15 protein-coding genes and 1 other RNA gene are annotated in these 13263 nt (G+C 39.7%); 6 read left to right on the top strand and 10 right to left on the bottom strand.

Annotated features, from left to right (window positions below):
• The first annotated feature begins 40 nt into the window (after window positions 1–40).
• Window positions 41–1120 carry a mechanosensitive ion channel family protein gene (locus GQR54_RS07495; RefSeq protein WP_166377027.1) on the top strand — a complete coding sequence of 360 codons (1080 nt, stop codon included), beginning with the start codon at window positions 41–43 and terminating at the stop codon, window positions 1118–1120.
• A 75-nt stretch (window positions 1121–1195) separates the two neighbouring features.
• Here GQR54_RS07495 and rnpB read toward each other — a convergent pair.
• Both rnpB and rsmI read right to left on the bottom strand, forming a co-directional pair.
• Window positions 1196–1558: RNase P RNA component class A (gene rnpB / locus GQR54_RS07500), an RNA gene on the bottom strand.
• Window positions 1559–1600: 42 nt separating this feature from the next.
• Window positions 1601–2458 (bottom strand): 16S rRNA (cytidine(1402)-2'-O)-methyltransferase, encoded by an 858-nt coding sequence (gene rsmI / locus GQR54_RS07505; RefSeq protein ID WP_024607458.1) that lies wholly within the window; start codon window positions 2456–2458, stop codon window positions 1601–1603.
• Between the two features lie 61 nt (window positions 2459–2519).
• Here rsmI and GQR54_RS07510 point away from each other — a divergent pair, with 61 nt between their 5' ends.
• Genes GQR54_RS07510 through dolP form a run of 4 tightly spaced genes read left to right on the top strand, consistent with a single transcriptional unit; the run spans window position 2520 to window position 5973 of the window.
• Window positions 2520–4397 carry a penicillin-binding protein activator gene (locus GQR54_RS07510; RefSeq protein ID WP_166377028.1) on the top strand — a complete coding sequence of 626 codons (1878 nt, stop codon included), beginning with the start codon at window positions 2520–2522 and terminating at the stop codon, window positions 4395–4397.
• A 19-nt stretch (window positions 4398–4416) separates the two neighbouring features.
• On the top strand, window positions 4417–4788 hold the full coding sequence (locus GQR54_RS07515; RefSeq protein WP_166377029.1) for a YraN family protein: 372 nt from the start codon (window positions 4417–4419) through the stop codon (window positions 4786–4788).
• Between the two features lie 32 nt (window positions 4789–4820).
• On the top strand, window positions 4821–5414 hold the full coding sequence (locus GQR54_RS07520) for an SIS domain-containing protein (RefSeq protein WP_166377030.1): 594 nt from the start codon (window positions 4821–4823) through the stop codon (window positions 5412–5414).
• Complete coding sequence (gene dolP / locus GQR54_RS07525) at window positions 5407–5973, top strand: division/outer membrane stress-associated lipid-binding lipoprotein (RefSeq protein ID WP_166377031.1); 567 nt, start codon at window positions 5407–5409, stop codon at window positions 5971–5973. The genes GQR54_RS07520 and dolP overlap by 8 nt, the downstream gene beginning before the upstream one ends.
• Before the next feature lie 129 nt (window positions 5974–6102).
• Here the strand turns inward: dolP and GQR54_RS07530 are convergent, their stop codons facing one another.
• The 8 genes from GQR54_RS07530 to zapE all read right to left on the bottom strand — a co-directional run bounded on the left by GQR54_RS07530 (window position 6103) and on the right by zapE (window position 12632).
• On the bottom strand, window positions 6103–6540 hold the full coding sequence (locus GQR54_RS07530) for a ClpXP protease specificity-enhancing factor (RefSeq protein WP_024593995.1): 438 nt from the start codon (window positions 6538–6540) through the stop codon (window positions 6103–6105).
• Window positions 6540–7166: a stringent starvation protein SspA gene (gene sspA / locus GQR54_RS07535; protein ID WP_002957965.1), complete on the bottom strand. Its 627-nt coding sequence runs from the start codon at window positions 7164–7166 to the stop codon at window positions 6540–6542. The genes GQR54_RS07530 and sspA overlap by 1 nt, the downstream gene beginning before the upstream one ends.
• An 80-nt stretch (window positions 7167–7246) precedes the next feature.
• Entirely contained in the window at window positions 7247–7996 is a 750-nt protein-coding gene (locus GQR54_RS07540) for a cytochrome c1 (protein WP_002957964.1), read from the bottom strand.
• On the bottom strand, window positions 7993–9258 hold the full coding sequence (locus GQR54_RS07545) for a cytochrome b N-terminal domain-containing protein (protein WP_007580335.1): 1266 nt from the start codon (window positions 9256–9258) through the stop codon (window positions 7993–7995). Before GQR54_RS07545 ends, GQR54_RS07540 begins: the two co-directional genes overlap by 4 nt.
• On the bottom strand, window positions 9258–9848 hold the full coding sequence (gene petA / locus GQR54_RS07550; protein WP_007580333.1) for a ubiquinol-cytochrome c reductase iron-sulfur subunit: 591 nt from the start codon (window positions 9846–9848) through the stop codon (window positions 9258–9260). The genes GQR54_RS07545 and petA overlap by 1 nt, the downstream gene beginning before the upstream one ends.
• Window positions 9849–10428: 580 nt before the next feature.
• On the bottom strand, window positions 10429–10821 hold the full coding sequence (gene rpsI / locus GQR54_RS07555; protein ID WP_024590200.1) for a 30S ribosomal protein S9: 393 nt from the start codon (window positions 10819–10821) through the stop codon (window positions 10429–10431).
• A gap of 8 nt (window positions 10822–10829) precedes the next feature.
• Entirely contained in the window at window positions 10830–11258 is a 429-nt protein-coding gene (gene rplM, locus GQR54_RS07560; protein WP_007378318.1) for a 50S ribosomal protein L13, read from the bottom strand.
• Between the two features lie 285 nt (window positions 11259–11543).
• On the bottom strand, window positions 11544–12632 hold the full coding sequence (zapE, locus tag GQR54_RS07565) for a cell division protein ZapE (RefSeq protein ID WP_121953721.1): 1089 nt from the start codon (window positions 12630–12632) through the stop codon (window positions 11544–11546).
• A 134-nt stretch (window positions 12633–12766) separates the two neighbouring features.
• Here zapE and GQR54_RS07570 point away from each other — a divergent pair, with 134 nt between their 5' ends.
• Window positions 12767–13210 (top strand): YhcB family protein, encoded by a 444-nt coding sequence (locus GQR54_RS07570; protein WP_007580324.1) that lies wholly within the window; start codon window positions 12767–12769, stop codon window positions 13208–13210.
• Window positions 13211–13263 lie beyond the last annotated feature (53 nt).

Raw genomic sequence — 13263 nt, forward strand, 5'->3', positions numbered from 1 at the left:
AATATTTATCTATAAATGACTATAACACGGAAGATGAGCCATGCTCGGTACCCTAAAAAGCAGTGTAGCGCTAAATAATACAACACCAATAACTGACGTGATCAAAGTTGATACACTTTCGTGGAATTTCTTTTATGGGCAAGGCGTGCAATTACTTCACGTAACAGCGCAAATATTACCCACTCTTTTACTCGGCATAATGCTTTTAGTACTCAGTTACTTAATTTCAGGACCACTTTCTAGATTACTAATCAAACCCATTGACTATATGACTGACAGCAAGCTTGTTCACCTAGTCATAAGGCGCAGCATAAGCACCCTGATAATTTTATTTGGGGTGTATTTATTTTTACGTTTAGCAGGGCTTACTCAGTTTGCTGTTGCTATTATGAGTGGGACTGGGTTGATAGGTTTAATACTCGGCTTTGCTTTTAGAGACATAGCAGAGAACTTTATTGCTAGTTTATTACTGAGCGTACAAAGACCTTTTAAAATTGACGATGTAATTGAAGTGGATGGCCGATTAGGTATTGTTAAAAAAGTAACAGCAAGAGCAACCACACTTGTTGATTACGATGGCAATCATATTCAAATACCTAATGCGACTGTATATAAAAATACCATTAAAAACCTGACTGCCAATCCAAAAATGCGCGGCAAAGTAGAAATTGGTATTGGCTATGATAACGATATACGCAGCGCACAAACCCTCGCCCTAGATATTGCCAATCAACAAAATGCAGTACTTAGCGACCCACCCGCACAGGTTTTAATAAAAAACTTAGGCTCATCTACTATTAACTTCGTTTTGTATTTTTGGGTTAATAGCGAGCAGCACAGTCCATTAAAAGTAGCCTCCCAACTTATGCGCGAATTAGTCAATGAGTTCACAAAACAAAAAATCAGCATGCCTGATGACGCACGAGAGAGAATTATACTCACCGACCCTAATGAAAGTGTTTCTAGTTTAGAGGAAGAACAACCATCGCAAATACAAAGCGAAAAAAATGAAACTGTCGAGCAAACTAAAACACTTGATGATGTAAGCAGTGATACTGACGAAATACGTGAACAAGCAGAGCAATCTCGCGATCCAGAACAAGGGAAAAATATTATTTAATAATACTTAAATTTTATTAACTAAAATTTAAACACAAAAAAGCCCGCAGCGTTAACTACGGGCTTTTTATTGAATGAGTGAGTCAGCCGTATAAGCCGGGTTTTGTCCTTTCCGAAGAAAGTGATAATCATTCGTCTAGGCCATAAATCGCTCTATGGCTCAAGCAACCTACCCGGTTCCAACGTGGGCCACGCCATAAGGAACCCTATTTGGTCTTGCTCCGAGTGGAGTTTACCTTGCAACCGACTATTACTAGCGGCCCGGTGCGCTCTTACCGCACCCTTTCACCCTTACCAATCGAGATTGGCGGTCTCCTCTCTGCTGCACTTGTCGTGGGCTCACGCCCCCCAGCCGTTAGCTGGCACTCTGCCCTATGGAGCCCGGACTTTCCTCCCCCTGATCATTTTCGTCACAGGCAGCGATCATCTTGGCTGACTCGGCGCGCAGTATACATGAGGCTAATACCAAGCGCAGTAAAATTTACTCTTTTTCTTCAATAATTGTTTTATATAAAGCGTTTTTCTTCATACCAAAGTATTCTGCAACCACACCACAGGCTTTTTTCATTGGCATTTCACTTTCAAGAAGTGCCAGCATTTTGCGCGCTTCAGGCGGAACATCGTCTATTTGCTTTGGTTTGCCCGGAAGCATAAGCACTATTTCGCCGCGCTGCTTGGTAGGATCATCAGTTAAAAACTGTTTAAGCTCACTTACACTACCATTAAAAAATGTTTCAAAGGTTTTGGTTAGCTCTTTAGCAAACACAACTTGCTGCTCATCACCAAGGGCTAGTGCTAAATCATCAAGGCTTGCCATAATACGGTGCGTACTTTCGTACATTATGCTGGTAATGCCTGAGTTAACAGCTTCGATAAAAAAGTCTTGGCGAGCTTTGCTTTTAGCTGGCGTAAAACCAATAAACTGAAAGCGGTCGGTTGGTAAGCCTGAACAACATACGGCTGTAATTGCAGCACATGCACCTGGAACAGGTGTAACATGGGCGCCTTGTTCGCGGCATAGATTTACAACAGCGTAGCCTGGATCACTAATTAGTGGCGTACCAGCGTCAGATACTAAAGCAATATTTAAACCTTGATTAAGTTGATCAATAATTTGTTGTGCTTTTTGCTTTTCGTTGTGGTCGTGTAATGCAAACGTTTTTGCCTTAATACCAAAGTGGCTAAGTAGCTTGCCGGTATGGCGAGTGTCTTCAGCAGCTATTAAGTCAACTTGCGATAATGTCGCAATGGCACGGTGACTTAAGTCGTCATAATTGCCAATTGGGGTGGCAACAATGTAAAGAGTGCCAATTTTCTGTGAATTCTCCTCATTTAACATTGAGGTCTCCTGCGTCAGTCAGTAATATAAGCAAATCGCGTTAACGTATTGGGAAATCATTGTGCGACTTAAACTAGTTAGTCTATTAATTATATTGTCAGGGTTATCGGCGTGTAGCACAACCGAAAAACCAACTAAAAACAGCGATAACGTAAGTAACCGCACTAATGCACTGCAAAATCAGGCAACCAGTGCGCAATCTATCTATCAATTGGCGCAAAACCGCCAAGGTGCCGATAAAATACAGTTATTGTATAGCGCCCGTGATGCAGCAATTAGTGAGCAAAACTGGCCTTTATTAGAGATAATTGGGAATGAGCTTGAATTAACCGCAAGTGTTGATCAAATCCAGAACCGTCTTTATATTGCATTTGCACAAAAACAACAGAATAAAAATGATCGAGCTTTGGTTATTTTACAGTCGCTAGACGGACAACTGACTCAACCTGAGCATTTTGCTTGGCATCAGTTTTTAACGGCCAGCATTTACGCATCGCAAAATTTTCCTAAAAAAGCTGCACCCTACTTTTTTAGAGCCTCTGAAACAGCAACAAAAAATAATATAGAAATCCCTCAACTTAATCAAAATTTGTGGGATAACTTAAAGCAACTTTCTTCTTACGCGCTTGAACGCTTTAACCGTGGTTCGGTTATTCAGCAAGGGTGGGCTAACCTAGCGTTATATCATCAAGTATATGCAAGTAGTGGCGTAGAGTTAGATCAAGCGATCAACAATTGGCGCAGACGCTATATTGGGCATCCGGCTTTTACTATATTACCTGAACAAGGTGAAATGCTTACTGAGCTTGCTCCTATCAATATAGAGCGCTTAGTTGTACTGTTTCCACAATCAGGCCCTAACGAGCGTTTAGGTGATGCCCTTAAAGCTGGCGTATTAGCTGCACTTGATACACAAAATATCAACGACACTATTTTTATTGATGAAAACCTAAGTACAGAAGAAATTGCAGCGCAACTTGAAGAAATAAAGCCTGATTTTGTAATTGGTCCTCTACTTAAAGCAAATATTGATAAACTTGCTAATGCACAAACTCTTATTGATACTCCGGTACTACATTTAAACACCTTTGATGGTGAGCGAATTTCGCTTCAGCATTATTACTTTGCACTTAACCCTGAGCACGAAGTACAACAAGCCTTAGAACACTTTTTAACTAAGGGCTATCAAAAACCTATGTTGCTTGCACCAAATAACGCAAATGGCCAACGCTTGGTTGATTACTTTAACTTACAGTGGCAACGCTATAGCGAAACCAAGCCGCAAATAGGTTTTTATAACGATAAAAAAGATATGCCAAATACAATTACCAGCTTGTTAGAAGTTGATAAATCAAAAGAGCGCATAAAAACGATTAAAGCACTATTTAAACAGGAAGTAGAAAACGAAACCCGTTCGCGTAGTGATATAGACGTTATTTATATTTTGGGTGATGCAATAGAAACACGCTTAATTAAACCTTACCTTGATGTAAACGTAAGTACATTTGCAGATCGTATTCCACTTTATGCCAGCTCTAAAAGTCATAGTAAACAAATTGACAGTACTGACAAAGGCGACTTAGACGGCCTATACTTTACTGAATTACCTTGGATGCTTGATTCGCAAATTAAACAACATAATTTACGCCAGCAATACAATTCTTTATGGCCAGAGCAAGTAGATATTAGCCAACGCTTATTTGCAATGGCCTACGATGCTGTATCAATATTACATGACATCAGGCAGTTAAGCGTAATGCCAGGCAATCAATATAGTGGTTTAAGCGGTAAGTTATCTGTTAATACCAACGGCCATATAGAACGTATGCTCGACTGGGCTCAATATACAAACCGTCGCATTAAGCCTGTGCAATTAGAAACACAACGCCCTGTACCATTGTTTATGCAATCAGCAGGTGACATACAAACTATAAATTAAACTTAATTAAGGGGGCGGCATGTCGTGGTTTAAAGAGCTGTGGCACAATAGTCGCGAAAAAGGCCAGTATTATGAGCTTGAAGCGCAAAAATACTTAACTACTCAAGGGTTAACACCCATTGAACGTAATTATTACTGCCCCTTTGGTGAGCTTGATGTCATTATGAAAGAAGGCGATACCCTTGTATTCGTTGAGGTTAAGTTTCGTAAAAATAATGCCCGTGGCGGTGCCAACTATGCGCTTAGCCCGCAAAAACAAGCTCGATTAAAACGTAGTATTTATCATTACTTAGCAGCTAAAAATTTAACTAACCAAGCACTAAGAATTGATTATGTAGCCATTACAGGAGAAGCATCTCCTAATATTAATTGGCTTAAAAATGTATTTTAAACGCAAATACAAAGATAAATTATTGGTAGGCTATGCAAGACACAATTAAAGAAATTTTTACAGAAAGCATTCAAGTTCAAATCGCTGCTGGTGAAGTGCTACCTAGTGCGCTTGAGTCAGCTGCATTTACTATTGCACAAAGTCTGATCAACGGAAATAAACTCATTTGCTGCGGTACTGCAAATTGCCACATGCTAGCTCAGCATATAGCGGGTGTATTGGTTAATCATTATGAAACCGAACGTCCCTGCTTACCTGCAATTGCTCTATCGCAAGAAAACGTTAATCTTGGACAAAGTACTCAAGTAGACGATCACGATACATTTGCTCGCCAAGTCCGCGCTTTTGCCCAGCAAGGTGATTTACTGCTTGTACTGGCTATAAACGGTAACGAAAAACATGTTATTTCTGCCGTTGAAGCTGCACTAACTAAAGATATGAAGGTCATAGTTATGGTTGGTGATGATGGTGGCGAGTTAGTAGGCCTACTTGGACCTAACGATGTTGAAATTAGATCGCCATCTAAACGCCCTAGCCGCATTATCGAATCCCATTTAGTTAACTTACATTGTTTAAGCGAACTTGTTGATTTAACGCTTTTCCCTCAGGATGAAAATTATGTTTAAACGCTCTCTTATTGTTTTAGGTACTGTTGTATTACTGCAAGGCTGCGCAGCCGCTGTTATTGCAGGTACAGCCAGTGCAGTAACTGCAGCGAACGACCGTCGTACCATTGGCTCTCAAATTGACGATAACAATATTGAAATAAAAGCCAGTATTGCACTTAGCGAAGTAGAACGCCTTGAAAAGTTTGCCAACGTAAGCGCTGTAAGCGTTAATGGTATTGTTTTACTTGTTGGCCAAGTGGCAAATGAAGAAATGAGAAACGAAGCACAGCGTACCATTGAAGGCGTTTCAGGTATTCGTAAAATACATAACCAAATTCGTATTGGCTCAAATATTGGCATTACTACACAAACTCATGACTCTTGGCTAACTTCTAAAGTAAAAGCCCAGCTACTAACAGCAAAAGACATTAGCAGTAATAACATTAAAGTAGTGACAGAAAATGCTGAAGTTTTTTTAATGGGTTTAGTGTCTGACTCTGAGTCAACTCAAGCTGTAAATATTACCCGTAATGTATCTGGCGTAGAGCGTGTGATTAAAGTATTTGAATATATGTAACCTCACCAACTCTGGTGATAATTTATAGTTAAGAAGATTAATTTTCTAATTCAATGACTATAAAATTTAATGAGTTATTACAGACATAAAAAAACCGCTTATTCAGCGGTTTTTTTTGGCATTTACTTATTATTTAATAACGCGTAAATGAGAGCCCTTTTTCTTCTCAGGCTTTTCTGGTGGTGTTTCATCAATATACTCAGCTGATGAATCAACACTTTCAAGCTCTGGCACAAAATCGTCTTCGTCCTCTAAAAACTCATCTGCGGTAAAGACTGTTCCTTCGCCATTTTCACGCGCGTATATTGCAAGCACAGCACCTAGAGGTACATACACTTGCATTGGCTGACCACCAAAGCGCGCACTGAAGCTAAGTTGGGTTAAGTCTAACGAAAACTGTGTGACCGCTGATGGACTTATGTTTAAAACAATTTGTCCGTCTTGAACAAATTGTGTTGGCACTTGTACATTTGCAAATCCAGCGTCTACCACTAAATGCGGTGTACACTCGTTATCGACTATCCAATCAAAAAAAGCACGTAATAAATAAGGACGATTAGGCGTCATTATAAACGGATCTCACGCTCAGCTTCAGTTAAAGAGGCTTGGAATGACTCACGTTCAAATAAACGGATCATGTACTCTTTAAGCTCTTTAGAACCTGCACCATTAAGCTCAATACCAAACTCTGGTAAACGCCATAATAGTGGAGCTAAATAACAGTCTACTAAGCTAAACTCTTCACTCATAAAGTAAGGTGCTTCGCTAAAAATAGGTGCTACAGCAAGCAATGCTTCTGTTAGCTCTTTACGAGCTTGAGCAGCATCAGACGTGTTGTTACTGATTTTGTCAGCTAGGCTGTACCAATCAGTATCAATACGGTGCATCATTAAGCGGCTACGACCACGCATTACCGGGTAAACAGGCATTAGTGGAGGATGAGGAAAACGTTCATCAAGGTATTCCATGATGATGTTTGCCTGGTATAAACCAAGCTCACGGTCAATCAGTGTTGGCACTGTACCGTAAGGGTTAATTTCGTGAAGTGCTTCTGGCAAGTTATCTTTTTCAGCCAAATGAATATCTACACTTACACCTTTTTCCGCAAGTACAATACGTACTTGGTGGCTATACATACAGTTAGCACCAGAAAAAAGGGTCATTACAGGGCGCTTATTGGCAGCTACGGCCATGCCTATACCTCCATTAAATAACTAAAACAGCAAAAGGGGCTTAAGCCCCTATTGCAAAATTACCTTTAAAAATGTTCAACCTAATGAACATCTCTCCAGTATTCTTTCTTAAGCATAAATGCCAAGATAAACAGGATAATTAAAAATCCTATTACCTTAATACCTAGCGCTTCCGATTCAAGACGTGAAGGTTCACCCACGTACTCAAGGAAGTTTGTTAAATCACGAGCCGCTTGGTCGTATTCATCTACGCTTAATTCGCCCGTACCATCTGTTTCAGTAGCAATAACTTTAGTCACAGTGTGACCATGCTCTTCTACTTCTTTAGTGATAGGTGTTGGTAAACCTTGTAGTTCTTGAAGAACGTGAGGCATACCTACCGATGGGAAAACAATGTTGTTAACCCCAAACGGGCGAGATTCATCTTTATAAAACGATTTTAAGTACGTGTAAATATAATCTGGTGATTTTACACGAGCAATTAGAGTTAAATCCGGCGGAGCCGCACCAAACCATTTCGCTGCATCGTCTTTTGTAATCGCGTTAGTAATATGACTACCTACTTTAGAACCGTCAAAAATCAACTGCTCTAAACCAACCTCTGTTGGGATACCGATATCACGAAAAGTACGTTCATAACGTTGATACTGCATTTGGTGACAACCAAGACAGTAGTTCATGAACAACTTTGCACCGCGTTGTAAAGATGGTTGATCAGTAAGGTCGTTGTTCGCTTCCATTAAAGGAACCGATGGACCCGCTGCCATAACCATGTTCGGTAACAAGTTTACTGATAAAGCAAATAAACCAATAATAAGCTTCTTCATCATTTCGTTAACCTCTCTGGCAATGGCTTAGTTTTTTCGTTCTTACTGTATACAAACAACAGTACGAAGAACATAAAGTAAGTCACAGTACAGATTTGAGAAATAATCGTTTTCATATCAGTTTGCGGAGTTGCACCCACCCAACCTAGAAGAACGAAAGTTACAACAAAACCTGCAATGTTCCATTTATGGAAACCACAACGGTAACGAACCGATTTAACTCTACCACGGTCTACCCAAGGTAGTAACGCAAGTACCACAATCGATGCACCCATCGCCGCAACACCGATTAACTTATCAGGGATTGCACGTAAGATTGCATAGAATGGCGTAAAGTACCAAACCGGGAAAATATGCTCAGGTGTTTTAAGTGGGTTAGCTGCCTCGAAGTTTGGACCTTCTAAAAAGAAGCCATTCATCGCTGGCATAAAGAACACAACCCAACAGAACAATATTAAGAAACCAACCACACCCACAATATCTTTAACTGTGTAGTAAGGGTGGAACGGTATCGCATCAACAATATCTTTCTTGTCAGTGTAATACTCATGAAATTTAAATTTAGGCTTATCTTCTTCAGCTACTGAGCCTTTCTTACGTTTAATCTCAATACCTTCAGGGTTATTTGAACCCACTTCGTGTAGAGCAACAATGTGTAAGAAAACTAAGATTACAATAACCAGTGGTAGTGCAATTACATGTAATGCAAAGAAGCGGTTAAGCGTTGCACCTGATATTACATAGTCACCACGGATCCAAAGTGTTAAGTCATCACCAATAACCGGAATAGCCCCGAATAAGGAGATGATTACCTGTGCACCCCAGAACGACATTTGCCCCCATGGTAATAAATACCCCATGAATGCTTCAGCCATTAGCGCTAAGAAAATAAACATACCAAATAACCACAGTAACTCACGTGGTTTTTGATAAGAACCGTAGATCATGCCACGGAACATATGCATATATACAACGATGAAAAACGCTGATGCACCGGTTGAGTGCAAGTAACGTAATAACCAGCCATATTCTACATCACGCATGATGTATTCTACTGAAGCGAATGCGCCTTCAGAAGACGGAACAAAGTTCATCGTTAACCAAATACCCGTTAGGATTTGGTTTACTAGTACCAACATGGCTAATGAGCCAAAAAAGTACCAGAAGTTAAAGTTTTTAGGTGCTGGATACTGTGCAATATGCATGTTCCAAACACGTGTCATTGGGATACGGTCGTCTATCCAACCAATAATCTTACCAAACATTAGGCTGCCCCTTTTTCTTCGCCCACTAAAATAGTGGTCTCATCAAGAAAAGTATAAGGTGGTATCTCTAAGTTTAATGGAGCAGGTACCGATTGAAATACACGGCCAGCCATATCAAATTTAGAACCATGACATGGGCAATAGAAGCCATCATCGGTTCCTTCAACTTTCTCACTAAAGTTACCTTGGAAAAAGCCCGGTGAACACCCTAAATGCGTACAAATACCTACAGCCAGAAAGATTTCTGGACGTAATGAACGGTAATCATTTGTTGATGATTCTAATTGTTGTGGCTCTTGCGAATGCGGATCACGAAGTTGACCTTCATGTTCTTTCATTTGCTCAAGCATTTTTGGGGTCCGTGATACAACCCATACAGGTTTACCACGCCACTCGACACGTATTAATTGTCCCGGTTCAAGTTTGCTGATATCTACTTCTACAGGCGCACCCGCAGATTTAGCTCGCTCACTTGGATTCCAAGACGCAATAAAAGGAACAGCAGCCCCAGCCGCACCAACACCACCTACAACAGAGGTAGCTATGGTTAAAAAGCGACGTCGGCCATTGTCTACAGGCGCATTGCTCATCCACTTATCTCCACTATGATTCTCAACACTTGCTATATTGAGAACATCAGTTACAGCAGGTTAATTATTCGAATTTTTAAAATAGAAGCGATCATAATTAAAACCCTTGATTAAAACAAGGTTATTCAAAGCCCTATGCTCGAATAAAACTAACTTGATCAAAATTTGATTAAGTAAGCTCGAGAATAAAGCCGAACGACTATAATAACGCTTCTGTAAAAACAATATACTGACCAAGATCAACACCACTAAGAGGAAACAGTAAAAACTGTACATAGTGCGGTTAAACTCACTCATTTTACTTCAATGCCAATTGTAGCAAAAAATTCCACCAATTAACTGATGGATTTAAACTAATTACGATAATTATTTAACTTTTTTGCAGCTATCTGAGTGTTTTTTAACTTTCGTTTGATTAATACGCAGTTATTAATCAATTTGATCATCATTAATTGCTGCAATCACCCAGTATCACCGTCGATATAAATAACTTTATATTAAGTTGCAAATGTAAACATTTTGATTTGAAAACAAAAAACCCAGCATAAGCTGGGTTTTTGAATTCTTGATAACGTACAGATTAACGTTTTGAGAACTGTGGACGCTTACGCGCTTTCTTAAGACCCACTTTCTTACGTTCAACTTTACGTGCATCACGTGTAACAAAACCTGCTTTACGAAGTTGTGAACGTAATGATTCGTCAAACTCCATAAGTGCACGAGTGATACCATGACGGATAGCACCAGCTTGACCAGTTGTACCACCACCAGAAACGGTGATGTAAAGGTCAAATTTTTCAGTCATATCAACTAGCTCAAGAGCTTGATGAACAACCATGCGTGCTGTTTCGCGACCAAAATACTCTTCTAGAGAGCGTTTGTTGATTACGATGTTACCAGTGCCTGGGCGTAAGAATACGCGAGCACTTGAACTTTTACGACGACCTGTACCGTAGTATTGATTTGCCATGATGGTGCTCCTTAAATGTCTAGAACCTGAGGCTGTTGTGCAGCATGGTTGTGCTCAGTACCTGTGTAAACTTTAAGTTTACGGTACATAGCGCGGCCTAAAGGACCACGTGGCAACATGCCCTTAACAGCCTTCTCGATGATCATTTCAGGCTTTGCAGCTTGAAGTTTATCAAAAGTAGTAGACTTAAGACCACCTGGAAAACCAGAGTGTGAATAGTACACTTTGTTTTTGAATTTGTTACCAGTTACAGTAACTTTTTCAGCGTTGATAACGATGATATAATCACCAGTATCTACGTGCGGTGTATATTCAACTTTATGCTTACCGCGTAGGCGATGAGCGATTTCAGTAGCGATGCGACCTAAAGTTTTACCTTCAGCGTCAACTACGTACCAGTCACGTTTTACTGTTTCTGGTTTAGCAACAAACGTTTTCATTTATAAAAATCCAATGTTTTTCAATTAAAACCACAAGTAGTTAATATTAACTACTGCTCTAAGTTTGCTATAACCCCTTCGAGTTTTAGACTTTTGCGCCGCTCACAAGTGGCTAGACTATATGAGGGCATAGAACGCAACGTGGCAGACGCGGGAGTATACCAGCACTTAAAACACATTGCTACTCGCCGGTTGTTTTTTCCACAAGAAATTTTAGAAATAAGAAGTACTATATATGCACCTCTTATTTTTAATGGCTAACCTATTACACTTTTACCTACTTATTTAAACCAAATGCTCTCTAGCTAAATACTCTAGAGACTGCATTTCTTGCAAACGGCTTATACAGCGCTTAAATTCAAAGTTTAAATTACCTTGGGTATAAAGTTCGGTAATAGGTTTTTCAGCCGATATAATTAAAGTTACATGGCGCTCGTAAAATTCATCCACTAAAGCAATAAAGCGTCTAGCGGCATCATCATTAGTTTGCCCAAGCTGTTTTACGTTAGAAATAATCACCGTATTATATAAACGGCTAATCTCCATGTAATCAACCTGACTACGCGCTGTTTCGCACAATTCACTAAACTCAAACATCACCACGCATTTAGCTACTTTTCGCGTTTTGATTTTTCGCCCTTCTATTTCTATCGGCTCATCTAATTGTCCAGGCTCTGACGATAGCTTATCGAAGTATTCAAATAGGTTTTTATCTGCATCTTCATCTAACGGACTATGAAAAATTTCGGCTTGCTCTAAAGTGCGTAACCGGTAATCAATACCTGAGTCTACATTAACTATTTCTGTATTGAGCTTAACCAGTTCTATAGCAGGGACAAAGCGTGCACGCTGCAGGCCATTTCTGTAAAGCTCATCAGGCACTATATTAGATGTAGCAACAAGTACTATACCCCGTGCAAATAGCGCTTCCATTAAGCCACCTAGCAACATAGCATCGGTAATGTCTTGAACAAAAAACTCATCAAAACAAATTATGTCTGTTTCAGCTTTGAAAGTGTCGGCTATTTTTTCTAATGGATTAGCCGTATTGTTTAGTTTTTTAAGCTCATTATGCACTCGGTGCATAAATCGATGAAAGTGCACGCGCATTTTACGTGTGCCCGGTAGTGATTCGTAAAAAGTGTCAACTAAATAAGTTTTACCACGCCCTACTCCACCCCAAAAGTACAAACCTTTTATAGGCGCAGGTTCATCTTTACTAAATAACTTAGCAAAAAAACCTTTTTGTTTTGGCTTTGCCTGAGTTAGGTCATCGTATAGACGTTGTAAATGGCGCACAGCATTTTCTTGTGCTGCGTCGTGTACAAAGTCATCTCGCTTTAAGTCTTGTTGGTATGTTTGCCAAGGAGTCATATCTATTTACAGTTAAAACACAGTTTAATTTGCAAAGCATATTAACACGCATCATAACTCGGGGTATATTACACTTAGTATGATTTATAATTGAATCGGCATTCGTTAGTTATTTTCCCAAAGGGGTAGTTTTTATGGGCACAGTTATGTGGGTAGGTTTAATTGTTATTGCTGCTGTTGTAGCATTTTTTATTGGCGCATTTGTTACTAAAAAACAATTCAAACAAGATGAATTAAAAGAGCAGGCAGAGCAAGCTGAAAATGCGTTAGAGCAGTATCGTCAAGATGTAGCTGATCATTTAGCGAATACTGGCAAGCTCGTAAATAAAATGAAAGAAAACTATGATCAACTGCTTAGTCACGTTGAAGAAACAAACCAACTTCTTCTAGAAGATAGAAATAAAGCACCAGCAGAACCTTATTTTTCTAAAGAAACAACAGAACAGCTACAAGCGTCTTTAAAAGAGCGTCGTTCAGATCGTTCTTCAGCCGCAGCACAACCAGCTGATTATGTATCGGGTGAATCTGGTTTATTTGCTGGTCAAAATAAAGTTTCAGAACATTCTAAAGTATCTTGATGAACTTTTTTTAGACCCCATAGTCTTTAGATATAACAGCTTTGTTGTTTTAT

This window comes from Pseudoalteromonas sp. Z9A4, from assembly GCF_011378845.1.
GTDB classification, from domain to species: Bacteria; Pseudomonadota; Gammaproteobacteria; order Enterobacterales; family Alteromonadaceae; genus Pseudoalteromonas; species Pseudoalteromonas arctica.

Bases quoted from the DNA above. Each gene is read 5' to 3' on its own strand.
- GQR54_RS07515 (WP_166377029.1), top strand. From the start codon at position 4,417: ATGTCGTGGTTTAAAGAGCTGTGGCACAATAGTCGCGAAAAAGGCCAG.
- petA (WP_007580333.1), bottom strand. From the start codon at position 9,848: ATGAGCAATGCGCCTGTAGACAATGGCCGACGTCGCTTTTTAACCATA.
- rplM (WP_007378318.1), bottom strand. From the start codon at position 11,258: ATGAAAACGTTTGTTGCTAAACCAGAAACAGTAAAACGTGACTGGTAC.
- GQR54_RS07530 (WP_024593995.1), bottom strand. From the start codon at position 6,540: ATGACGCCTAATCGTCCTTATTTATTACGTGCTTTTTTTGATTGGATA.
- GQR54_RS07545 (WP_007580335.1), bottom strand. From the start codon at position 9,258: ATGTTTGGTAAGATTATTGGTTGGATAGACGACCGTATCCCAATGACA.
- GQR54_RS07540 (WP_002957964.1), bottom strand. From the start codon at position 7,996: ATGATGAAGAAGCTTATTATTGGTTTATTTGCTTTATCAGTAAACTTG.
- dolP (WP_166377031.1), top strand. From the start codon at position 5,407: ATGTTTAAACGCTCTCTTATTGTTTTAGGTACTGTTGTATTACTGCAA.
- rsmI (WP_024607458.1), bottom strand. From the start codon at position 2,458: ATGTTAAATGAGGAGAATTCACAGAAAATTGGCACTCTTTACATTGTT.
- GQR54_RS07570 (WP_007580324.1), top strand. From the start codon at position 12,767: ATGGGCACAGTTATGTGGGTAGGTTTAATTGTTATTGCTGCTGTTGTA.
- sspA (WP_002957965.1), bottom strand. From the start codon at position 7,166: ATGGCCGTAGCTGCCAATAAGCGCCCTGTAATGACCCTTTTTTCTGGT.
- GQR54_RS07520 (WP_166377030.1), top strand. From the start codon at position 4,821: ATGCAAGACACAATTAAAGAAATTTTTACAGAAAGCATTCAAGTTCAA.
- GQR54_RS07495 (WP_166377027.1), top strand. From the start codon at position 41: ATGCTCGGTACCCTAAAAAGCAGTGTAGCGCTAAATAATACAACACCA.
- zapE (WP_121953721.1), bottom strand. From the start codon at position 12,632: ATGACTCCTTGGCAAACATACCAACAAGACTTAAAGCGAGATGACTTT.